This is a genomic window from Mechercharimyces sp. CAU 1602 (genome assembly GCF_024753565.1).
Taxonomy (GTDB): Bacteria; Bacillota; Bacilli; order Thermoactinomycetales; family JANTPT01; genus Mechercharimyces.
On the sequence record NZ_JANTPT010000001.1, the window covers coordinates 1,662,512 to 1,686,916 of the forward strand.

Sequence of the window (24,405 nt, forward strand, 5' to 3'; positions counted from 1 at the left end):
AGGACCCTGCCTGAATATGAGCGGGGTTCTTTGTCTATTTATTCACCTGCACACTGTTCTTATAGTAAATATGAAAAAGGGTTGTACCTTTTTTTACTTTACGTCTACATATTCGTCCATCATGAATATAGGTATAAGTAGATACGAATTAGAAAGGGGCTGAGACATTTTGGCACAAAACAAAAAAAGACCAACGAAGCGCTCTGTAAAAGGGAAAAAAAATATTACGCAGGAAGATGAACGTATACTTAAGCAAATTGTCCATCATCACGGTGACCCTGCACCGGTAAAACAGGCAACCATCTGGCTCTCCGATAACGGGGGCGCAACGAATACGAGAAAAAAAGGATCTGTGGAATCAAATCATCAATTACACCAACCAGATAACTATTCCCTTCAACAAGGACCCATTCGAGATGAAGAAGAATTCTCTTCCTCATCAATACAAGCGCAATCAGATGATGTTAGCTTTATCTCATCCATGATTGATCCTCATTCGCAAAGTGAGCCTGGTGCCCCACCCCCCTCCTATATTCGGGACTTTGCCGGATCTACAGAATGGGGTAACACCGAACTCGATGAGGACGAGGACTCAAACGACGAGGTCATCCATACTACAGACCATACCTCCGAAACAGCCAATACGGGGAAGAAATCCTTTCTTCATACTGAATCTGTGGATGCTTCTCATATAAAAGCCGGAGCGATCCATGACCATCACATATTACCACGCGCTGTTCAGGCAAAACATATCCAAAATCGCAGTATTGCAGGAAGACACTTATCTGAAAGCATCATTAGACGAATTACTACCCCCTATATCGCTCCGGCCTCTTTAAGTGGTGAACATCTGATGGAAGGGGTGATCTCTACTTCTCATCTTCAAAATGAAGCCATAACAGGCGGCAAAATCTCTGCCCATGCCATTCAATCGCAGCACCTAGAACATGGAGCGGTTGTAAATCATCATGTTCGTGATCACTCCATCAGTGGAAATAAATTATCACCCAACTCCATCACTACGGATAACATTGCTCCTCAAGCCATCCACAGCAAACATATCTCCTCTCGATCGATCGAGGGAGTCCACTTTAAAAAAGGAGCCATTCAAAGTGAGCATATATTATCCAACGCAATTGCATCTCAGCACATCAATCCTAAGTCTATTGAAGCGAAGCATATTCTACCTCAGGCGATCCAAGAAGACCAACTAGCTAATGAGTCTGTAACTAGTAAAAAGCTGGCCCCCAAGTCGATTCAAGCCAAACATTTAACACAAGACTCTGTCAAAAAGAATCACATCAGTGCTCTTAGCATTACAACTGATCATCTGGACAGTCAAGCCGTTGTCGGTAAGAAAATAGCACCTCATGCGATTCAATCTCGACATATCGCTTCCCAGTCGATCACCAGCGACCATCTCTTTAACGACTCGATCTCAGGTGAAAAGATAGCTTCACATTCGATTGGAGAACAACACCTAATGAATAAAACTGTAAATAGTCAGCATCTGCAAGATGAATCCGTTCACACTCATCATCTAGGGAAGCAAGTGATCGCCAGCGATCACTTGGGAGAACAAATTGTAAATAGTGAACATGTGAATAATGAAGCAATCCAAGGCGAACACCTCGCCAAAGAAGCGATTTCAGGTGAACATCTCCAAAAAGAGGCCATCTCAGGAAAAAAAATAGCCCCACAATCGATTGGAGAACAACACCTCCTAGAGAAAACCGTCAACAGCCTTCATTTGCAAGACGAATCTATTCAAACACACCATCTGGGAAAGCAAGTGATCGCCAGCGATCACTTGGGAGAACAAATTGTAAATAGTGAACATGTGAATAACGAAGCAATCCAAGGTAAACACCTTGCTAAAGAAGCGATTGCAAGTGAGCACCTTCAAAAAGGAGTGATCACTAGCGACCATATTGATGATGAGTCGATCGTTTCTACACACTTAAGTGCTCTTTCTGTTTCAGGAAAGCACTTAACTGAACGTTCTGTCGACTCAGATCATATTAAAGCAGGGGCTATAGATGGATCACACATCGCAAAAGAGAGTATTTCACCCAAACACTTGACTAAGGGAACGATCACCAGCGATCAATTAGCAAATGAAGCAGTCCATTCTAACCACCTCTCCCGCCAATCCGTCACTAGCCAACATATCGGATCCAACACCATTTCACCACACCATCTCTGTGCACAAACCATTCAGCACAAACACCTCGACAATGGAGCGGTTACGGGAAAGAATTTAGCTGAACGGGCCGTCCAATCTACTCATTTGAGTGACCAATCTGTCAATAGTCAGCACATTGCTCCCGCTTCGATCCAAAGTGAACACCTCGCCCTCGGAAGCATTGCCTCCGAACACTTGAGTGATGACATTATGCAAAATTTTACTCCCCCATCAATTACACAAGATCACATTGCTAAAGATTCGATTACATCTGAACAGATTGCTCCGGGAGTTATTGATCAGACTCATATCCAAAAAAACGCTATCCATGGGGATCATATTGATGAGTTTTCCATTCAATCCCACCATCTTGCGATCCAATCAATCTTAGATGAGCACCTATCTGATGGATCTATTGGCGATACCCATATAAAACCCCAGTCCATTCAAAGTGAGCATCTAGCAGACTTCTCTGTTCACTCCCAACATTTAGCGATCGATTCAGTAACCAATGAGCAATTAGCGGACAATTCCGTGGATCATATCCACCTTAAGCACCAATCTGTGCAGAGTAGACACATAGTGGATGAGGCCATTGATTCTACTCATCTCAAACCGACCATCATTCAAGGAAAGCATATAAAGAAACAAACACTCCAGGCACAACATCTCGCCCCTGACTCTATAACGGGTGAGCACCTAAAAGATGAATCTATCAAAACAAACCATATGCAAGCAGGTTCTATTCAAGGGCAGCATTTGGCTCACCGCTCTATTGCAACAGAGCACCTACGTGATCATACCGTAATTAGCGCACATCTTGGAGAAAAAGTTATCCTTGCCAAGCATCTAGCTCCTAGTATTATCGATTCTGATCACATTAGAAAACATAGTGTGCAAACCCAACACCTAACCGAACAAAGTATCGGTTCTGATCACATCAAAGAAGATGCCATCCAGCAACACCATTACGCCGCACACTCCATCAATCAAAAGCATCTTCAGCCCAATTCCATCTCCACCGAACATTTGAGTTCACAAACCGTGCAGGCGAAACATTTAGCACCCTCTACTATTCACAACAAGCATCTTACTACCGCTGCCGTAGAAAGTAAACATATCGCTGACCAATCCATCCAGACGAAGCATTTAACAAAAGCGGCAGTACAAAGTGAGCATATTGCAAAGCAAGCCATCGGGTATGAACAATTACAAGAAAATATCGTGCACAGTGAAAATATTGCCGATCACTCCATTCTTACGCCTCACCTTACCCACCATGTAATCGCAGCCCAACATCTCGCACCACAGGCAATTCATTCTACGCACCTACAAACAGAAGCCATACAAAACGAACATATCGCCAAGCAGGCTATCCAGGCTCCGCACTTGGGCAAACATGTCATTTCAGATGAACACATCGCTCCCTATGCTATCAGCAATGAGCATTTGCAAGAAAATATAGTACACAGCAAAAACATCGCAGCTAAATCCATAGACACCAAACATCTCTCAAATGATATCATCACAACAGATCATCTCACCGATCGCGCCATCAGCCACGAACAAATACAACAGGATGCTGTACATGGTGAACATATCGCCCCGAATTCCATTCATACAAAGCACCTCACCAGTCAAGCCATTACTGCCGACCACATCGCCGATCAATCCATCGGGCAAGCGCAATTGCAAGAAGATGCCGTGCAGGGGGAGCATATTGCTAATCTATCGATTCAAGCAAGACATCTCTCAAATGAAGCCATTACGACTGATCATATTGCACCCGCCGCCATTGCTTCGCCTCATCTTCAACCCGAAAGTGTCAGCAGTCAACACTTACAGGCACAAACAGTTGATACAACACACCTTAAAGGAAATATCATCCAAAGCGAGCACCTTACACAACAATCCATTCAACATAAACACCTTCAATCCGATACCGTTCACAGCGACAATATCGCTGATGAAGCAATCTCAGCCCGACACCTATCCAGAAATCTCATTTCAACAGAGCATATTGCACCCGCTGCGATATCCACCACCCATCTCCAGCCAGAAAGTGTGGGTAATCAACACTTACAAGCGGAAACCATCTCCACTTCTCACCTACAAGAAGACATCATTTACAGCCAACATCTTACGCCAGAAGCAGTCGCCCATCGTCACCTACAACAACAAGCCGTTCAGAGTGAAAATATCGCCGATGATTCCATTTACACCAATCACCTCACCAATAAAGCTGTAACGGGTGAAAACATCGCCGATGGTTCCATCTACACCAATCACCTAACTAAAAAAGCTGTAACGGGTGAAAACATCGCTGATCAAGCAATTCATCATTCACATCTTCAAATAAACAGTATCAGCGGGGAACATATACAAAGTGATTCCATCTCTGCTGCCCATCTTTCAAATGGGGTCATTACCAACCGTCATCTCAGCAATGAAGCGATTCAAGGAGAGCATATCTCTCCTGATACAATCAGCAACATTCACCTCAAAATTGGCTCCATCATGCGAGATCATATTGCAGATCAGGCAGTCAGCACACGCCATATCGAAGCTGAAGCCATTAACAGAGCCCACATCGCACCACAAAGTATCCAAGCCAAGCATCTTACTACCAACAGTATTGAGAAAGATCATATACAACCGAATAGTATCGACAGTGAGCAGCTTAATCATGACGCAGTAACGGGCGAACACCTCAGCAAACAATCGATTCAACCGGAACACCTTTCACCACGATCAATCCACAGCGAACATCTACAGGAACAAATCATTGACGGTAAACATTTGAAAAAAGGGAGTATCCAGTCTGAGCATTTGAATGATTGTACCCTTACCAGTAACCACATCGCCCCCGAATCCATTGCCACTGATCACCTACAGCAAGATGTGGTACATGGATTTCATATCGCTCATAACACAATTGATGAAACCCATCTAGCTGAGCATGCTATTACCGAAACACAAATTGCTCCTGAAGCGATCACAGCGAAGCATCTTCAACCCTCATCTGTCCAGTCTAACCATATATCTCAAGGAAGCGTTACCTCTACTCATCTCGATAAAAATACGATTCATGCTGAGCATCTCTCACCCGATTCTATTGTGAGCACACACATTCAAGCTGAAGCCATTCAACAAAAGCATATCGCTTCACAAGCGATCTCGGCAGAACATATAACTAACGGCTCCATCGGCAACAAACATATAGCACCCCACTCCATCGGACTGGATAAACTTAATTTTCATCCCAATATCATCTTCCATTCACCCTTTTCAGCACAATGTGGAACACACCATTTCCAAATTCAAGAGAATGAAACCAACACCCTCATTCATATTGATTTGGAGCAACACTTCACTGCCAGCGACTATGTTGTTGTCGCGATGACTGACAACAATGCTACTCAGGTTCACTTGGTAGATCGTCAACAAAAACGCTTTACTGTAAATGTACAACAATGCGCTCATAGTGAGGAAACAGATTGTCAAGGCTCCATCTCTTGGATCGCTATGGGAGCTTCTCCCGCTCATCAACATATTCGTCGCTCACAAAAAGATCTAAGCGATCTCTCTAGTATCCCTACCCCGTTTCAAAGCGACGGCAAGTGGACACATCCATAAACCCACTTTATAAAAACAACTAAAAAAGCCACATAAAAGCGGGAATTCCCGCTTTTATGTGGCTACTTTTCTATTCTAATTTACAAGAAACGACGGTTGCATTTATTACCATTAAAGCTAAATAACACACTCCGTCCTTCAATCGTCGTTTCAATGTGTACCGTGCGCCCCCATAATTCAAATAGATGGGGTAGCGTCTTCTCCAAGTATTTCACATCTAGTTCGGTCCCCTCATACTGGTGTTTCAGATAAAGCTCTCGATTTTGCATATAATCACCCTCTTGTACCACCAAGTACGGATGTCCTCCGTTGATGCGGCTCGCCACCAACTGATCACGCACTTTTTCCCAATTTTTATCCTCTATGGTCCAATCATTACCTCTACGTCCGAAGAGATAAAGATCAAGCTCATCTACCAGCTCCTTTGTCAAATAGTTACGGATGAAGGAAGTATCCGAATCCACCTCACGAATTTCAAAAAGTTTCTCCCGCCCACTACCTGGTTTTCGTCCATAACGCTCCTGTTCTTCTTCTGATGGCTCATCCCACCTGCGCTCAATATCCTCTAGCATTTTTAGCCCAAGGTAATACGGATTGATCGATGTGCTAGACGGTTGGATAACAGATGCGTTAAGCTTTGCAAATTCCACTGTCTCCTCTTCTGTCAAATTCATTTCGCGTAAAATACGAATATGCCAATACGAAGCCCATCCCTCATTCATCACTTTTGTTTCCATCTGTGGCCAAAAGTACAGCATCTCTTCCCGTATCATCGTTAGTACATCTTGTTGCCACTCTTCCAACACCTGACTATGGTGCATAATATACAAAAGCAAATCTTTCTGTGGTTCCATCTTACTCTTTTTGCGCTCTACCCTTGTCTCTTCATTCGCACGATCATCCAATCTCCACAATGCGTCATATGGAGCTGGGGCAGAAGGACGATTAGCTGCCCCCTCTTCTTTCTTATCCTCTTGCTCCCAGTCAGAATTCTGTCTCATTAAGCTTGGGTCAATATGTTCTTGCACCGCTAACGCATGATCTAAAAACTCTTCTACCTCTTGTTTCCCATACCGTATTTCATAAGAACGAATTCGCTCTGCACTTGCCGCCATACTTTCCACCATATCACGCGATGTATGGGAGAACTGAACGTTATTTTTAAAGAAGTCACAGTGTGCCAATACATGGGCAACAATTAGCTTATTTTGAATCAGGCTGTTTCCTTCCAACAAAAAAGCGTAGCACGGATTAGAGTTGATCACCAGCTCATAAATACGGCTTAAATTCAGATCATACTGAAGTTTCATTCTATAAAATGACTTTCCAAAACTCCAGTGCGAAAATCGGGTCGGCATTCCATATGCACCAAAAGTATATATAATGTCTGCAGGGCAAATCTCATAACGCATGGGGTAGAAATCCAGTTTAAAACCACGTGCGATTTCAGTTATTTCATCAATTGCTCGCTCCAACCCTTTAAGATCTGCTGATGTCACGCTTGCAACTCCCCTTTCCCAGTGGGTCACACAGACTCACGGTGATATTTATCATTATACGTAGAGAGCAACGGAACGTTTCTAGACATCTGCTTTTTAATCCCACCATTATACCGCTACAGTTACCTTAAAGCGGATCTTTTCATGCGTAAAAGGTGTGATCGCATGACCACACCTTAAAAAATTATAAGGGGCGTAATACGGCCCTTACTGGACTCCCATCCGCTTCTTTAAGCGGTAGTGGCAATGCAATCAGTTCATACTTGCCCGCATCTATTTGATCCAATACCGCCCCCTCTAAAATATGTATACCGGCCGCATGCAAAGCATGATGTGCACGCAATTCCTTACTATCTAGTGGATCGACCGAAGGCACGTCCAAACCTAATAGACGCACGCCCTTGTCCGCTAGATAAGGAGCAATCTCCGGCTCCATATAAGTGATCGACTCAGGAAAAGAAGAATAATCCTTCCAAGCGTCCGTACGAATAAAGAGGCGCTCTACACCTGTTAAATCATAAGTTAATAACTCTTGAACTCCAATTGACGTACGCTCAGGCAAGTGTAGGACCAGCACTTCACCCACATACAAGCTGAGATCTAAATCTAAAATCTTTGCGCCCTCTTCATCAAAGTGAAAAGGGGCGTCCACATGTGTACCTGTATGCGTACTAAGATTTATTTGCCCTACATTGACCGAACCGCTTTCCTCCTTTGTCCATGTCAAATCATAAGAGAAAGGAGTATCTCCTGGCCATACGGGCATCCCTTCCTGGAGCGGCTGAGAAATATCGATCCACTTCATTATGCCACCACTTCACGTTTTTTTTCGTATTTCTCATATCGTTTTTCAACCATAATACGCTTCAATACTTGCACTGTCTGCCACACCTCAAGATACGAGGTGTAGAGTGCGATTGGAGCTAATCGTATAATATTAGGTTCGCGGTAATCTGGGATGATGCCTTCTTCTTTTAATGCTTTACAAATCCGTATCGCCTCTTCATGCACCAGTGCAATATGCCCACCACGCCGGTGATCCTCTGTCGGGTTCATAAATGAAAACCCTGTATTCCCCATCTCTGCTTGAATCAAATCCATCATATATCGTGTCATATGCAAAGACTTCTCTCTAATCTGTTCGATCCCGGCTTCTTCAAAAATCTCCAAAGAACCATATAGTGGGGCCATGCTTAATACATGCGGTGTCCCGATCTGAAATGCTCCTGCCGTTTGCGCAGGCTCCAACTGATGTTTCATATCAAATTGCTTCTCTTTATCCGAACTAAACCATCCGGCTAGAGCAGGCGTCGCCCCTAAATGCTTCTCGTGAACATACAATCCTGCTACCCCGCCAGGTCCACTATTTACATATTTATAGTGACACCAGACCGCAAAGTCAACATCCCATCCATTAAAAGCATGGGGAATAGCTCCAATCGAGTGACAAGCATCAAACCCGATGACGATTCCATTCTTCTTTGCTTCAGAGGTGAGTCGCTGAATATCTAACAATTGCCCACTGCGATACAACACTGTAGGAAGAAGGATAAGGGCTACTTCATCTGTCATCATCTCAATGATGTCTTCTTCTTCTATCATCTTTCCATCCCGACTCAGAACTTGTAACAGGTGTTCATCTGGATCAAATCCATGGATGCGCAATTGGCTTTGCAGTGCATAAATATCTGAAGGGAACGTCAACGTGTCTGCTAAAATCTTGGTTCGCTTCCCTTCCGGTCGATAAAAGGTAGCCACCAATTGATGAATATTGATCGTCGTGGAACCTGTTACAATCACTTCATCTGGTAACGCTCCAATCAGAGGAGCTACTTTTGCCCCCAAGGTTTCTGCCATCTCATACCATGGTCGCTTCCCTTTCATCCACCCATCTATGCCAAACTGGCGCCAATCCGCCATCACGTCTAATAGCGTTTGTTCTGCTCGCTTAGACATCAAACCAAGTGAATTGCCATCCAGATAGATGGTTCCTTCTGCCTGATAAAACTCTGTCTTATAACGTGCCAGTTCATCTTCTTGATCTAATTCCACAGCATACTGGCGGCTCAAATTATCCAAGTTGGTCACTTGCACACTTCCTTTCTCTCTTCGTTCTACAATTTCGTCCTTAGCTCCCACAATTCTGGAAACATACGTTGATCAATAACTTGCTTTAAATAGGAAACACCTGAAGATCCTCCCGTACCCATCTTCATCCCAATCACTCGTTCCACTGTTTTCATATGACGGAAACGCCATTGTTGAAAACGATCTTCAAGATCAACTAGTTTCTCTGCTAAATCATATAAGTCCCAGTACTTCTCAACATCGCGATACACCTGTAACCAAGCTTCCTCCACACTAGGGTGAGCAGCATAAGGCTCCTTCCAATCCCTATTCAACACAGCGGAATCAACACTTATCCCTCTTTGTGCAAGTGCTTGGATCGACACATCGTAGATGCTAGGTTCGTGTAACACCTGCTCTAGTCGTTTATACCGTGGTTGATCATGTTGGTAAATTTCTAAGATGCGCTCATTTTTCTTTCCGAGGAGGAACTCAATCTCACGATTTTGGAACGATTGAAAACCGGATGATTTCCCAAGGGCATCACGAAATTCCATGTATTCGGAAGGTGTAAGTGTCGACAATACGTCCCATGATTGGATTAACTGAAGTTGACTTTTTGAAACCCGTGAAAGCATTTTAAAAGAAGGCTCTAATTCACCTCTACTAATACATGCTTTTGCCTCGGATAGCTCATGAATCATCAGTTTCATCCATAGCTCACTTGCTTGATGAATAATGATAAATAGCATCTCATCATGATGGCCTGACAATCGCCGTTGGCTGGATAAGATCTGATCTAACTGTAGATATTCTCCGTAACTCATTTCCTCTTTAAAATCGGTGTGCATCCCTTTCTCCCACACTTGTCCTTGCTTCTTTTCCATTGTAGGACCTCCATACTCATAATCCATTCTTCTCTTTTAGGATACCGAATGCAAAGCAGATAATCACCCCCATATTTATACTCGTCTACAATCCATACTATTCAAACTTATCCACTTGCTTTCATATGACACCCATATCTTAAATGAATGGCTTTATCCTGTAATACCCGCATAAGCCTAGACACAATATGAAGGAAAGGAGTAATCTATATTTAAGCATATGCAATCCACAGCGGTTTAAAGGAGTGGAATATGAAATTGAATATTCTTAATCATTTACCTTTAGGTAGCTTCGATTTACACCTGCATACAACCGCCTCTGATGGACATTACTCACCTACCGAAGTGGTTAAAAAAGCAAAAGAAGCAAACTTGAGTACAATCGCCATTACCGATCACGATACATTGGCCGGAGTGGAAGAAGCAGTAGAAGCAGGACGTGTGCATGGTATTAAGGTGATTCCCGCTGTAGAGATCTCAACAAAATGGAAAAATCGCAACATCGATATACTGGGCTATAATATGAAACATCCTCATCTTCTGCATCAACGTCTAGCTGCTTATCGTGATTTTCGGAAAAAGCGAGCAGAACGCATCCTTACAAAGCTAACCCGCCTAGGCATGCCGCTTTCCCTCAATGACGTCAAGAAGTATTGCAGTGATGATCTGATCGCCCGCCCACATATTGCAAATGCGATGGTGGATAAAGGGTATGTTTCCTCCATCAAAATCGCATTTGATCACTATCTAGGTGATGGTAAGCCAGCCGCTGTGGAAAAGAAAGTACTCTCGGTTGTCGATGGAATTCAACTCATTCATGAGACTGGCGGGGTTGCTGTATTGGCTCACCCCATCTATATTCAGAGCTTGTCCCTCGTAGAAGAGCTGATTTGTGAAGGGTTTGATGGTATTGAGGTATGGCATCGTAATCACAATCATAAAGATAGCAAACAATTTCAGAAGATAGCAGAAAAGTACCGCCTTCTTATGACTGGGGGCTCCGATTTTCATCACGATGCACATACCATCGGTACTTTTCTCACTCTTTAACTTTTTCTTTGACAAACCCGTTAGCATGCTAACTGTTTTTTCGTCCATTTATATGGAGTACTTCCTTATCACCACTCTTTATTCACCGGAAGCATTGCTTTTCCCACGAGGACCACGAGCCCCCCGAGGACCACGTGGTCCGGTAGGACCGGTCATCCCTGTCGCTCCTGTGGCTCCTCGTGGTGCAGGTCTTCCTAGCTTTAACACAAAAGCATCTGCGAACTGACTCTTATTTTCTGTCTGGAAAGCACCTGGTGTCGTAGGGAAATCCGTAGATAGTGTAAACCCAACCACAGCCACCTGTTGATTTTTCTGAACAGCAATATCAATGCCAAAATCATTAGCATCACCACCATAGTAGGTGGAATAAGAAATACCTGTCCCGGCAAAACTCATCTGCGTAATAAAAGCATCGGCTGAGCCCCGCAAGCGATCTTGGAAGGCATCTGAGGTGAGTGGAAAATTAGCAGAGCGTGTCACTCCTGTTACCCACGCCCCCTCGAAAGCATCGATGGCAACCCCGGATCCCAGCTCCTCACCGCTTCCTCCCAGGTAGGTAGAGTAAACCTGCGCTGTCCCTGATCGATTCAATTTGCATACATACGCGGAGTTTACTCCTGGAAAGAGAGTCTGAAATGCACCACTGGTTACAGGGAAGTTCGTTGAAGACGTAGAGCCTACAATATATGCTTGATCGCCACCATCTATAGCGATAGCACTAGCATCTTCAGCATCGCTTCCTCCCAAGTAAGTAGAGTACACCAGCCCTGAGCCATCTGGATTTAGTCTGGTTACAAAAGCATTTTGGGACCCTCGCAACTGCGTCTGAAATGCTCCTGACGTAACAGGGAAGTTCGTCGACCTGGATATCCCACTTACGAAGGCATTACCTTCGTTGTTAACAGCAATCGCTTCTCCTTGGTCCGATTGAGCTCCACCTAAAAATGTGGAATATCGTAACGCGCTCCCTGTTGCGTTTAATTTCGTTGCATATGCAGCTCCTCCACCTGGAAGTATCGTCTGAAATGCTCCTGAGGTAACCGGAAAATTAGGAGAGGTCGCAATCCCTGTAATATATGAATTCCCTTCGGCGTCAAGAGCGATATCTTCGCACGAATCAGGAAATTCTCCACCTAAGTAAGTGGAAAAAACAAGGGATGTCCCCTGACTATTAAGACGCGTAATAAAAGCACTCGTAAAACCACCCACTGTCGTTTGAAATGCTCCCGACGTTATGGGGAAGTCTATCGAATCTGTAATACCTACTGCAACCGCTTCATCTCCATCAACGGCGATGCCTCTCCCTGTAGTGATGCAAATACCGCCCAAATACGTAGAGTATACAAGTGAACTACCCGTCTGATTTAGTTTACTAACAAAAGCACTTGACACACCACGATTTACCGTTTGAAATGCCCCAGTAGTGACTGGGAAATCATCCGAATCGGTTACGCCCGTTACATAAGCATTGCCGCTGGTATCCACAGCGATCCCCATTCCGCCTGCTTGTAAATCAGAACCATCAAATCCACTTCCGCCTAGAAGTGTAGAGTAAAAAATAACGGGGTCGATCACAAGTGAGTAACGAGGGTCGTATTCACCTACCTCAAAGCCAAGAGCGCCCCCCTCACTGACAACAAAACCTGCTTCAACCTCCACCTTCTTCCCTTCGATCCATTGGTAACTGTACGGTTTTTCTTCTTTTACTAACACCTGCTGTGTATGAAGAAACAAGTGACCGTCCTTATCCACTTCCATCTTGGTCGCACCCTCATACGTAAGTCGTACAGAACTTATCTCTGCTCCAGGACTTACAATGACATCGTACTTCAGCTGATCGCCTTGACGATAAAAAACCATATCCACACCAGGAACTATCTGCTCATAAACAGCTCGTTTTCCCTCATCTACTAACTTTACTCCTTTTCCCTTCGGCAACATCAGCCGCAGAAAAGGGGGGTAGCGAAGCTCCTCCTGCTGCACTCCTGACTGAATTAGTGAAAAGTTGACCTCGTTATGAACAAAATCTACTTTAACGTCGTTAACGTCCATCTCTTTGTTCGTAGTCTTCATTTCTCCTTCTCCTTTCTTCTCGAGGATCTTCCCCTATGTCCCGCTAAACTCTCCACTCATTCCCCGTGGCCCACGTGCCCCTCTAGGCCCACGTGGCCCCCTTGGTCCTGTCGGACCTGTTGGACCTGTAGGTCCAGGAACTGCTACCGGTCCAATCTTAGAAGCAAAAGCATCGTTTGCTCCCTTCAGAACCGTTTGTACAGCAGCAAACGTAGTAGGAAAATCAGTTGAATTTGTTACTCCTGTCAAATAAGCATTGGTAGAACCATCAACTGCAATTCCTTCCCCTTCATCTTCGCCACTTCCTCCGAGGAAAGAAGAATACGAAATTCCCGTTCCTGCAAAACTAAACTGAGTAAAAAATGCATCCGCCAAACCGCGCAGATGAGCTTGGAATGCATCCGACGTGAGCGGGAAGTTGGTTGAGGAAGTTAATCCCGTCACATACGCATTACCAAAGGAATCAAGCGCCAGTGCATTTGCCCTATCATCTTGTGTCCCACCTAAAAAAGTGGAATAGAGCAACCCTCTCCCACTCGGATTTACCTTCGTAGCAAACGCATCCTCTGCACCCCCTATATTCACTTGAAACGCACCTTCACTAATTGGAAAATCGGGGGAATCCGTTACGCCGGCCACATATGCATTTCCACTTATATCTACACCAATGCCCGCCCCTTCGTCTTTCCCACTTCCTCCCAAATAAGTGGAGTAGACCAACGTACTCCCTTCCCCATTTACTTTAGCAACGAAGGCATCCGACACGCCTCCTTGATACGTACGCTCAAACGCACCCAAAGTAGTTGGAAAGTCGAGAGAGGATGTAAGTCCTGTAATATATGCATTCTGCTCGCCATCCAACACGATTGCCCTCGCTTCCTGCGTACCGCTTCCACCAATAAAACTAGCGTACAATAAGGATGTGCCTTGCGTGTTAATACCGGCTACAAATCCATCTTGGGTACCTCGAAACATTGTTTGGAATGCACCAGAAGTAACTGGGAAGTCACTTGAAGTCGTCGCTCCCGTCACATACGCCTGTTGATTTTCGTCAACCGCAATTCCATTCCCATCATCTTCCCCACTACCTCCCAGGTAAGTAGAATAAAGAAGGGAAGTGCCTGTTGAATTTAGTTTCGATATAAATGCAGACTTCACTCCCTGCAGTACACTTTGTACAGCATTTGCGGTAACTGGAAAGTTAGTCGATTCACTATTGCCAACAATATAAGCGTTGCCCTCTGTATCTACAACAACTCCTTTCCCATCATCTACCTTAGTACCGCCCAAATAAGTAGAGTAAAGAAGTCGCGAGCCGTTTCTGCTAAGTTTGGTAACAAATACATTTTCATCCCCTCGGATAGCCGTTTGAAAAGCCCCTGATGTAACAGGAAAATTAGTTGAATTGGTTTTCCCCGTTATATATGCTTCTCCCGCGCCATTGACAGCTATGGCCTTTCCCTCATCGTCTTCACTTCCTCCAATAAAGGTCGAGTAAAATACGACAGGATCAATCACTAGTGGAAGCTTTGGATCATAATTCCGCTCCGTTACAAAGCCTATATGATCTCCACGACGAACAAAACGAGTCGGTATTGTTCGCAGATGATGATCCTGCCACTGATAGCCGATCGGTTTTTTATCGCACCACACACCTGAGCCAGTTTGAATAGATAGATCTCCATTCTCCTCGATCGTCATCTTTTGCATTCCTGTAAATAAGAAATTTACCTGCTCTAAATCAGCCCCAGGCTGAAGCACAACATCATATTTAATGCGATTTTCCTTCCCATACCAAACGATATCGATACCCGGCCAAACATGTTCATACACAATCTCCCGATATCCCCAAACAGACTCCTCTCTCTTTCCTCTGTTCATGCTTATGGCGAACTTTTTGGCACGTCTCCCCCTCACACAAACAGCAGTAGATCTAGCTCCGAACAAAAGGGATAAACGATCCAATAATGGCTCTCCAGCTCTAAAAACAGCTTCTCCATAAAATAAATCTAGTGAATACCCACCTCCTGTAGCGTGATATGAGGTTGTTCTCCCCTCTCCTCTCCGTTGAAACCAGACTGATCCAACCCGCTCATGTCCATACTTTCGTACATTCCATTCTTGCTTCTTAATTCTTGTGTATCTTTTCCCCACAATCCCACATCCTTTCTTATAAATAGAATACGTTTTCACTCCTTTCTTCGTATCCGCAGGTGCGTGGATCTGAACCCGAATTAAACACTTGCTCTCCATCACAAATTCTAAAAAAAGACGTGCCCGCTAATTCGGACACGTCCTACAATATCTCAATTTTATATAACTCTTCGCTAACTACACGCTCATCGGCATATGTTCGTTCGATAAATATAATTGCGTGCTGCTTCGTATCCACCCACAGCACCGTAGACGAGCGGGTCCCATAAGCTGGTAAACGTATAAAAAGAGGAGATAGCCCCCGTTCCACTTCCAATCCGACTCCCGTATGGGGAAGCTCATGATCTTCTGCTTGTTCACTTGAGGTAAGTAGTTGAAACAGAGCATCACAATCCGGTTGATCAGCACTTGCTGAAGGCATAAGTTCCTCTAGTTTCGCTCTTCCTTTTTCCACTTTGGGCCACGGTGTATTAAGAAAAGAATTACTTATTCCATGTATCCCTGGAGCGACGGATAACAACTCATTATGGCGATTAGAATAATACCACAAGTCATGCTGATTCCCCACTAAGAGATTAAACCCTTGATATCTATCCCTCACCGTTTGAATTTGAGCTAAATAAGATGGCGCGTCCAATGAACCACGCAAAAAATTTGCCACCAAATCTCCTCGTGATGCCTTCCCATTACGTGATTGATGAGGATCTCGATAATTGGTTACAGCTGCAAATTGCCCTTCCCGATTTATCCCTAACCAAGTGCCCCCCTTCACCAGATCACGTCCTGCTAACACATGGGGCGCATCTTTCCAAAAAGCTGCTTTCGCCGTAGGACGTTCAGTAAATTCATCACGATTAGAAGCCACAATGAGCGGAAACCGAGCATGCATCTGATAGGCGAACAAAATCGTACACATCGATTTGTTCCCCCTTTCCTCTCTTGTTCTATGACACTTATACCATACCACTCTCCGCTGCATGCTTACCCGCAGAAAAGCCGGTAGCAAAAGCAGCGGTAATATTGTATCCTCCCGTGTATCCATGGATGTCCAAAATCTCTCCACAAAAATAGAGTCCTTCCATTTGTTTCGACTCCAAGGTAGATGGGTTTATTTCCTTCAAATGAACCCCACCTCCAGTAATAAAAGCCCGCTCCAGCGGAAGCGTCCCACTAATATCGAGCGGAAAGGCTTTAACCAACTGACAAAATGATAACCATTTCTTTTTAGAAAGATTAGCATAGGTCACATCTGGATCCACATCAGCTCGCTCCAGTAGGTAGAGGAGACCCCTTTCAGGCAACAGCGGTTTTAATACATTGCGAATCGCACGTTTCGATTCTTTATGTAAGCGACTTTCCCACTCTTGTTGCAAAGTAGTTAAGCTTATATCTGGAACCCAATCCAAGGTGATTCGCACAGGGGATGGCCTCTTCTTCTGTTCTTTCACCACAAATTGACTACATCGCAGCGCTATCGGACCTGATATCCCAAAATGCGTAAATATCATGTCGCCGCGATGGGTCACAAGCTTTTTCCCCTTATGATTGAGAACTGCTAATTCAACCCCTCGTAGCGATAAGCCCTGTAACCTCTTTTCTTTAATAAAAAGCTCGTCCGAAGTAAGGGGAACCTCCGTCGGATATAGTTCCGTGATCGTGTGACCTACACTTTCTGCCCAGCCATAACCTTCCCCAGTCGATCCTGTTTTGGGAACTGACTTTCCTCCTACTGCAACGATTACTGCCGCCGCTAAACACTTTTCCCCATTTTCTAATTCCACACCCACCACTTGCTCCTGCTCCAACAGCAGACGAGCTACTGGTGATTGCAGACGAAAACGAACACCCTCTCTTCTCAATTTGCCTACCAATGCATCCACAACCGACTGCGCTTTATCCGTAACAGGAAACATGCGCCCTTCATCTTCTTCTTTTAAAGCCACCCCTAACTCTTCAAAAAAAGAAATGATGTCCTCATTATTAAAATTGGCGAAAGCGCTATATAAAAATCGTCCATTACCCGGAATATAACGAATCAATTCATCAATTGGTTTGCGGTTTGTAACATTACAGCGTCCTCCACCCGAGATCGCTAACTTACGACCTAGTTTCTCTCCCTTTTCAATAAGCAGCACCGAGGCTCCGTGTGTACTTGCAGCAGCTGCTGCCATCAAACCTGCAGGACCTCCGCCCACTACAATTACTTGTTTACTCATCTTCATTCTCCTTGTCTTGTTCCATAACATTCACCCTTACTACCTGAAGCGATAAACTACGTTTTAACCTTGTTACTTTCACCTACATTTACTGTTGCTACGCGATGAAGACCGAGCCTTCGCTGATATAAGGTGGCATTAATTTCTCCTCCGATTAAAATAATAAGTGCCATGAGAAAAAACCACATTAACAGCATCATCACTCCCCCTAAACTACCATAAATAGCCGAGTAGTTAGAAAAATATTGAAGATAATAAGAAAATCCAACAGAGATTAATTGCCACCCTATCGTTGCAAACAATGTGCCCCGTAAAAGTTTTGAGACGGGGATATTCTCATTAGGAGCAATCCAATAGATCAAAAAAAGGACAATTGCCATCATGATTACCCCTACACCCCATCGCAATACATTATATACTGTCTGCCAAAGTGCAGGTTCTTGGACAAACATCTGTACTTGGGGGAGAATAATTCTTCCGAATACAGGCAATGCCAAGGTAAACATAGTGAGCATCACCAATGCTACCGTGAGAGCAATCGAAAGAAAGCGTACATAAATAAAGTTTCTCGTCTCGACCACATTATACGCTTGGTTAAGAGTACGAATTAGACCATTTACAGCCTTAGAAGCTACCCATATCGTCAATAAAAAACTAAAAGAGATCACTCCACCACTTACCTGCACCGATTCCATCGTCCCGATAATTGCACTACTTACCTGTTGTGGAGCCATGTAGCGAAGCATACCCCACACTTGCTCCATATCCAATGAAAAGTAAGACAATAATGAGAGCAAGAAAATCAAGAGTGGAAAAATCGAAAATAAAAAATAAAAGGCGAGTGCCGCCGCTAAATCAAAAATTCCATCCTTCATCACTTGCTTCCACAAATGAAGGAGAAAAGGACTCTCTTTTTCAAAGGTAACCAGATTCTTGCGTGGCTTTGTCAGCGGCATGATATCCTACGTCCTCTCTACTCTATCTGAACTTACTCCATTCCTATTTAAGCACAAGCACCCCTGTCTAGCAATGAAACCCACGCTCACCCAGCCTTTCTCACCACCCTCTTCTCACCCAATCGTTTGTAAAAGGCCTTGTAGTGGTAGGATGATGTTGGCGTTTTATCCCCCACGATTCTACTATGCTATACGCTGTATTGGGGTCATACCCTTGCCCTAAGAGATAAGAGATAGCAGCTACTTCTCTTAACACCTGTTCCACCGAACAATAGGTAGCTTCATACAATCCATATTGCACAAAAGGCTCCACCAACTTTAAAGGCACTTCAGGCGAAGCATCTTTTTTCCCTCTGGTTCCCCTCGTTGATGTAGGTGTACCCATACTTTCCATTTCTGACGGTTTGGTCTCTTCTGGAGGTGACAATGTTCGATCACGAAACTCGATATTGTTCCCATGTGTAGCTGTCCACCCTTGTTGCTGCCACTCTTCTTGCGTAACATATCTAGCATACTCATAGGGCTGACACCAAAAATCCCGCAACCACTCTCCTAGGTATTTCATCCCACTTTCCTTCATTACGATGACATCCCTTCCGCTCAGTCTTATTGCACCTTACGTGAAGACCAGATGAACGGTTCATGTCATCCGCCCAAATGAGCTTGTTACAAGTGCCCACCCATCATAAAACCCCTCGGCAAGAATCACCGAGGGGTTGTAAGTTTTATTCATTCCTTTAAGCATATACAGTCTCACTGCTATCTGCAAAGAAGCGATGACGCTGAACATCCGAACGTTCTGGGGTGGAGAAAGAGTGCTTTTTCTCAATATATATCTGGTGCCATAACATAAAGCATAATATCGTCCATATGCGACGACTAAAATCAGTTCGTCCCTCTTTATGCTCCTCTAGCATATAACGGATAAAATCCTTATTGAAGAGGTGATCCGTTTCACTTTCCTGTACTAATTCCCAAGCCCACTCATAGAAATCATTACGCAACCAGTGACGAGTAGGTACAGGAAACCCCAGCTTCTTCTTACCTGAGATTTCATCAGGCAACATATCTTTCATCGCTTCACGCAATACATGTTTCGTGGTTCCATTAGCAATTTTATACTTAACCGGAATCTTTGCTGCTGTTTCAAATACACGAATATCAGTAAACGGCACTCGTAGCTCCAACGAATTTGCCATCGACATTTTATCAGCTTTCATTAAGATATTGCCGCGTAACCAGGTATGAATATCTAAGTACTGCATCTTTGTGACATCATCATACTCTGGAATACGATCAAAGATTGGATGAGTCACTTCCCATGGTGATGCATAGTGCTCCGCCATTCCCTCTGCCAACACACTTGGCTTCAAAACCTCATCAAAAATCAAGGCATTTCCAAAATAACGCTCCTCTACCACCTTAGAGCCACGAATCAAATAATTTTTCCCTTTTACTTGTGGCAAACGGGTTGCTACTTTGCCAATCCACTTGCGAGCGGAGTTAGGAAGGTGGGAAAACATCTGTAACGCATTAGGTTCACAATATATATTGTACCCACCAAAAAATTCATCTGCCCCTTCGCCAGATAATGCAACGGTTACATGCTGACTGGCCAATTCAGAAACAAAATAAAGAGCAATTGCCGAAGGATCGGCTACCGGCTCGTCTTGATGCCAGATGAGACGCGGAAGCTCCTCTAGATAACGATCCGAGGAAATTTTGATATCTTTATGCTGTGAACCTAATGCCTCTGATGTCCGCCTAGCAAAATCTTGTTCACTGTATCCCGGAATATCAAAGCCGACGGTAAATGATTGGACATTTTCATGTTGACGATGTAAAGCCACAATGGAGGAGGAATCAACTCCGCTCGAAAGAAATGCTCCCCGTGGAACATCACTCATCAAATGATGCTTCACTGTATCTTTCATCGCCTCACGAGTTTCTTCTACAAAATCTTCAAATGGACGATTCTCATCTGGGGTAAATTCAACGTCCCAGTATTTTTCGATCTTCAATTCATCATTTTGCAAGATAAAATAGTGTGCAGGTGGAGTCTTGTGAACACCCGCAAACATCGTATCAGGCTCTGGCACATATTGAAAGGTGAGGTAATGATAAAGTGCTTTCTTATTTACGGTACGCTCTACATCGTCCAATTCGACCAAACTCTTGATCTCTGAAGCAAATGCATACCGATTTTCCGTCTGTGTCCAGTACAGCGGCTTAATCCCAAAATGATCCCGTGCCCCAAATAGAAGATCCTTCTCCTTATCCCAAATCATAAAAGCAAACATCCCACGCAAATGCTTCGGTGTATCAAAACCCACCTCTTGGTATAAGTGAATCAGCGTTTCTGCCTCTGAGTCCGTTTTAAATTGATGCCCTTTTTCTGCTAACCACGTACGGATCTCCTTATAGTTATAGATTTCACCATTAAACACCAGCCAAATTGTTTTATCTTCATTTGTAAAAGGCTGCGTCCCACCCTCTAAATCAATGATACTGAGGCGGCGAAAACCAAATCCCATATGTCGATCAATAAAAATTCCCTCTTCATCAGGTCCACGGTGAACAATGGTGTCTGACATTCTCTTGATTAAACCTTCGCTAACCGCTTCACCATCGCGCTGTAATAAGCCCACAAAACCGCACATCTCTATTCCTCCTAGTCCGCTTTCAACATCCCCCGATGCTGCACGATCGCTTATTTTTCCCGATTGTCTTTTTTGTAAATAAAGGTTTAAATTACTTATATAATTTGTGGGTAATACAATAAATCCATAGATGTCATATCTATGGATTCTCTCCTAACAAAAGATGGCTATTAAAGAATCAATATACTCGATGTCTTAGTTCTCTTATAGTTTACAGGGCAGGAATAAACCGTGTCAACAATTATCCGCCTCAAAAAGCACCTCAATCCAACGTCGTGACAATCCCCTTATAATTACCTGCTAATTTATGTACTTAACTATATCTTCTTTCGTACTTTCTCTCTTTATACGACGCAACCACTCGGTAAATTAAACACTGAAAGAAAGATTCCTGCTCCATTCCCCGTGCATCCATGTGCATTCGTTTCCAATCATCCTCTGAAAAGCGGCTCGATACAGGCTTTCATCACGACGATCCATGGATCATCCATGGATCATCAGAATCGGATGTTGATCTATCATAAGTATGGCTCATCGCTCTTTGTCCTTCCAGGTTGTAAAAGCATCTTTTACCGTAGTATCTATACTGCGCACATGAAGATCTCGTTGTGGGAATGGAATCTCAATACGATGTTCGCTTAATAAGCCATGGATACGAAAATAAAAATTGCTTTTCACTTGTACCAAATACGTGGGATCTTTAATCCAAACATACAACTCAAAATCCAAAGAAGAAGCACCAAAGCCTGCGAAATTGACAAACGGTGCGGGTGACTGCAGGATAATAGTGTTCTCCCTCCTCTCTTCGTCTACACTCCGCTCCAATATCTCCTTTACCATCTTCACATCAGATCCATACGCCACTCCCACAGGGATCACCACACGCAAGCGTGGATCAGCATACGAGCGATTCACCACCTGCTCCTCTAAAAAGTAGGAGTTAGGCATAATAATATGCTCATTATCCAATGTTTTAATAATGGTGGCACGCATATTAATCTTTTCCACATCGCCCACAACTCCTTGAATCTTTACTCGATCTCCCACTTTGATCGGTCGTTCAAACAATAAAATCAACCCTGAGATAAAGTTGGACATAATATTTTGCATACCGAACCCAATACCCACTCCGAGAAATCCTGCGAATACTGTTAGTGCACTCAAATCGATACCCACCGTTGTTAAACTGACAAACACCGCCAGCACCATCGCCAGATAATAAAAAACACGATCAAAAGAAAAGCGTAAGCCCCGATCCAAATGATAGCGTTCATAAACTGCCGGCAACACATACTGAATGATCATCTTTGCGCTCCGATGTGTAAGTAACAGTATTAACACAGCAAGAATGAGAACAAAAACGGATACCTCTACCTTTCCCAGCGAGAAAAGTTTGGTAAACACCCACTTCGAATTAGCAAAATAGATCAGAGCAAAAAGAAGAATAGCAAACATCGTTAACCAATTGATCAGTGTCAATACAAACGGAGTAAAAGTGGAACGAAAACGATCATCTTTTTTTCCTAACCCTTTTACAAACGTACGTAAAAAACTGCGCCCCACTAAGAGCGTGGCAGCGAATAACATAAACCAAGCAATATCTTGCCAAAACCCCATTTCCGTTAATGATTGCATCCAGTTATTTATAACCTCCACTCAACTCACCCCTTCCTTTTGTCATACCCTCTTAAGAAACTATATATAGAAACCGCCCCTTCAATTGAAGAGGCGGTTTCTAATGATTCGTGGCGTCGCTACCATTATCCTTCAAGCAAAAGCAGTTCAGGATCTTCTAGCAAATCCTTCACCTTGACTAAGAAACTAACAGCTTCACGACCATCAATAATACGATGATCATATGAGAGTGCGATGTTCATCATTGGACGGTTTTCCATACCATCTCCCACCGTTACCGGACGCATTTGGATTTTATGCATTCCTAAAATCCCCACTTGAGGCGCATTCAATATAGGCGTCGACAGAAGTGATCCAAAGATCCCCCCATTGGTAATAGTGAAAGTGCCACCTTGCAGTTCTTTCAATGTAAGTGAGTTGGAACGCGCTTTTGTCGCTAACTCAACAATCTCCTGCTCAATACCAGCAAAGCTACGTTGGTCAGCATTGCGTACCACTGGAACTACTAATCCCTCTTCTGTGGATACCGCAATCCCAATATCATAAAACTTCTTCAAGACAATTTCATCACCTTGAATTTCTGCATTCACAAGTGGGAATGCTTTCAACGCACCTACAACCGCTTTAGTGAAGAAAGACATAAATCCTAGGTTTACATCATGTTGTTCCTTAAACGCTTCTTTACGACGTTTCCGTAATTCCATCACTGCAGTCATATCAATCTCATTAAAAGTGGTTAACATAGCTGCATTTTGTTGAGCCTCAACCAACCTCTTGGCAATGGTTTGTCGACGACGAGACATCCGTTGCCGTTCGACTGGTCGCTCGTTCTGCTCACTTGTAGTTGAACTTACTTTGGGTGCTGAGGACTCTACTGATGGGGTCTTCACCTCAGGCTTCACATCATCTTTTTTCATCGGTTCTTGCGAAGATGGAGTGCTCCCATGCTTCCGCGCATTGCGACGCGCTGAAGGCGAACCGCTGATTTGTTGAGCTTCTTGCTCCATTCCCTTTTGTTCCTGTGGCTGGTGCTCTTCTGTTTTACTTTCCTCTTTGCTGCTCTCCTCTGCCGGTGCATCCGAAGAAGAGTTCGCTGGAGTAGAAGTAGCTCCCTCTCCAGATCCTTCTCCTAAATAAGCGATCACTTCACCTACTTCAACTGTATCGCCTTCTTGTTTTTGGATCTTTTGCAGAGTGCCACTATTTTCTGCGTTTACTTCTAAGTTCACTTTATCTGTTTCTAACTCCAGAATAACATCGCCTTCACTAACTGAGTCGCCTTCCTTCTTCACCCAGTTAGCGATTGTTCCTTCGGTGATTGATTCTGCTAGTTCAGGTACTTTAATTTCAATCACTTGTCTTACCCCCTCTGCTGTGCTATCTACAC

Annotated in this window: 15 protein-coding genes; 2 read left to right on the plus strand and 13 right to left on the minus strand. The window is 43.9% G+C overall.

Features of this window, described 5'->3' with window-relative positions; all coding sequences use genetic code 11:
• Positions 1-169 precede the first annotated feature (169 nt).
• On the plus strand, positions 170-5,821 hold the full coding sequence (locus NXZ84_RS08605) for a WIAG-tail domain (protein ID WP_258839854.1): 5,652 nt from the start codon (positions 170-172) through the stop codon (positions 5,819-5,821).
• An 80-nt stretch (positions 5,822-5,901) separates the two neighbouring features.
• Here the strand turns inward: NXZ84_RS08605 and NXZ84_RS08610 are convergent, their stop codons facing one another.
• The 4 genes from NXZ84_RS08610 to kynA all read right to left on the minus strand — a co-directional run bounded on the left by NXZ84_RS08610 (position 5,902) and on the right by kynA (position 10,274).
• On the minus strand, positions 5,902-7,320 hold the full coding sequence (locus NXZ84_RS08610) for a SpoVR family protein (protein ID WP_258839855.1): 1,419 nt from the start codon (positions 7,318-7,320) through the stop codon (positions 5,902-5,904).
• A gap of 184 nt (positions 7,321-7,504) precedes the next feature.
• Entirely contained in the window at positions 7,505-8,128 is a 624-nt protein-coding gene (gene kynB, locus NXZ84_RS08615; protein WP_258840371.1) for an arylformamidase, read from the minus strand.
• A complete protein-coding gene (kynU, locus tag NXZ84_RS08620; protein WP_396654035.1) occupies positions 8,125-9,408 on the minus strand; it encodes a kynureninase in 1,284 nt (427 codons plus the stop codon). Before kynU ends, kynB begins: the two co-directional genes overlap by 4 nt.
• A 26-nt stretch (positions 9,409-9,434) precedes the next feature.
• On the minus strand, positions 9,435-10,274 hold the full coding sequence (kynA, locus tag NXZ84_RS08625; RefSeq protein WP_258839856.1) for a tryptophan 2,3-dioxygenase: 840 nt from the start codon (positions 10,272-10,274) through the stop codon (positions 9,435-9,437).
• 252 nt (positions 10,275-10,526) lie between these two features.
• Here kynA and NXZ84_RS08630 point away from each other — a divergent pair, with 252 nt between their 5' ends.
• Positions 10,527-11,324, plus strand: coding sequence for a PHP domain-containing protein (locus tag NXZ84_RS08630; protein ID WP_258839857.1), 798 nt, complete (start codon positions 10,527-10,529; stop codon positions 11,322-11,324).
• 78 nt (positions 11,325-11,402) lie between these two features.
• Here NXZ84_RS08630 and NXZ84_RS08635 read toward each other — a convergent pair whose 3' ends face one another.
• From NXZ84_RS08635 to odhB, 9 genes are all read right to left on the minus strand, one after another.
• Entirely contained in the window at positions 11,403-13,397 is a 1,995-nt protein-coding gene (locus NXZ84_RS08635; RefSeq protein ID WP_258839858.1) for a DUF7948 domain-containing protein, read from the minus strand.
• Positions 13,398-13,430: 33 nt separating this feature from the next.
• Positions 13,431-15,650, minus strand: coding sequence for an SBBP repeat-containing protein (locus NXZ84_RS08640; protein ID WP_309495710.1), 2,220 nt, complete (start codon positions 15,648-15,650; stop codon positions 13,431-13,433).
• A gap of 43 nt (positions 15,651-15,693) precedes the next feature.
• Positions 15,694-16,467, minus strand: coding sequence for an NRDE family protein (locus NXZ84_RS08645; protein WP_258839859.1), 774 nt, complete (start codon positions 16,465-16,467; stop codon positions 15,694-15,696).
• A 37-nt stretch (positions 16,468-16,504) separates the two neighbouring features.
• On the minus strand, positions 16,505-17,767 hold the full coding sequence (locus NXZ84_RS08650) for a BaiN/RdsA family NAD(P)/FAD-dependent oxidoreductase (protein ID WP_258839860.1): 1,263 nt from the start codon (positions 17,765-17,767) through the stop codon (positions 16,505-16,507).
• Between the two features lie 56 nt (positions 17,768-17,823).
• Positions 17,824-18,723, minus strand: a complete 900-nt coding sequence (locus NXZ84_RS08655; protein WP_258839861.1) for a YihY/virulence factor BrkB family protein — start codon at positions 18,721-18,723, stop codon at positions 17,824-17,826.
• Between the two features lie 100 nt (positions 18,724-18,823).
• The gene (locus NXZ84_RS08660) at positions 18,824-19,303 is read right to left on the minus strand and encodes a hypothetical protein (protein ID WP_258839862.1); all 480 of its coding nucleotides are present in this window, start codon (positions 19,301-19,303) and stop codon (positions 18,824-18,826) included.
• Between the two features lie 157 nt (positions 19,304-19,460).
• On the minus strand, positions 19,461-21,383 hold the full coding sequence (gene asnB / locus NXZ84_RS08665) for an asparagine synthase (glutamine-hydrolyzing) (protein ID WP_258839863.1): 1,923 nt from the start codon (positions 21,381-21,383) through the stop codon (positions 19,461-19,463).
• Between the two features lie 531 nt (positions 21,384-21,914).
• Positions 21,915-23,018: a mechanosensitive ion channel family protein gene (locus NXZ84_RS08670; protein WP_258839864.1), complete on the minus strand. Its 1,104-nt coding sequence runs from the start codon at positions 23,016-23,018 to the stop codon at positions 21,915-21,917.
• A gap of 125 nt (positions 23,019-23,143) precedes the next feature.
• Positions 23,144-24,373: a 2-oxoglutarate dehydrogenase complex dihydrolipoyllysine-residue succinyltransferase gene (gene odhB / locus NXZ84_RS08675; RefSeq protein ID WP_258839865.1), complete on the minus strand. Its 1,230-nt coding sequence runs from the start codon at positions 24,371-24,373 to the stop codon at positions 23,144-23,146.
• Between the last annotated feature and the right edge of the window lie 32 nt (positions 24,374-24,405).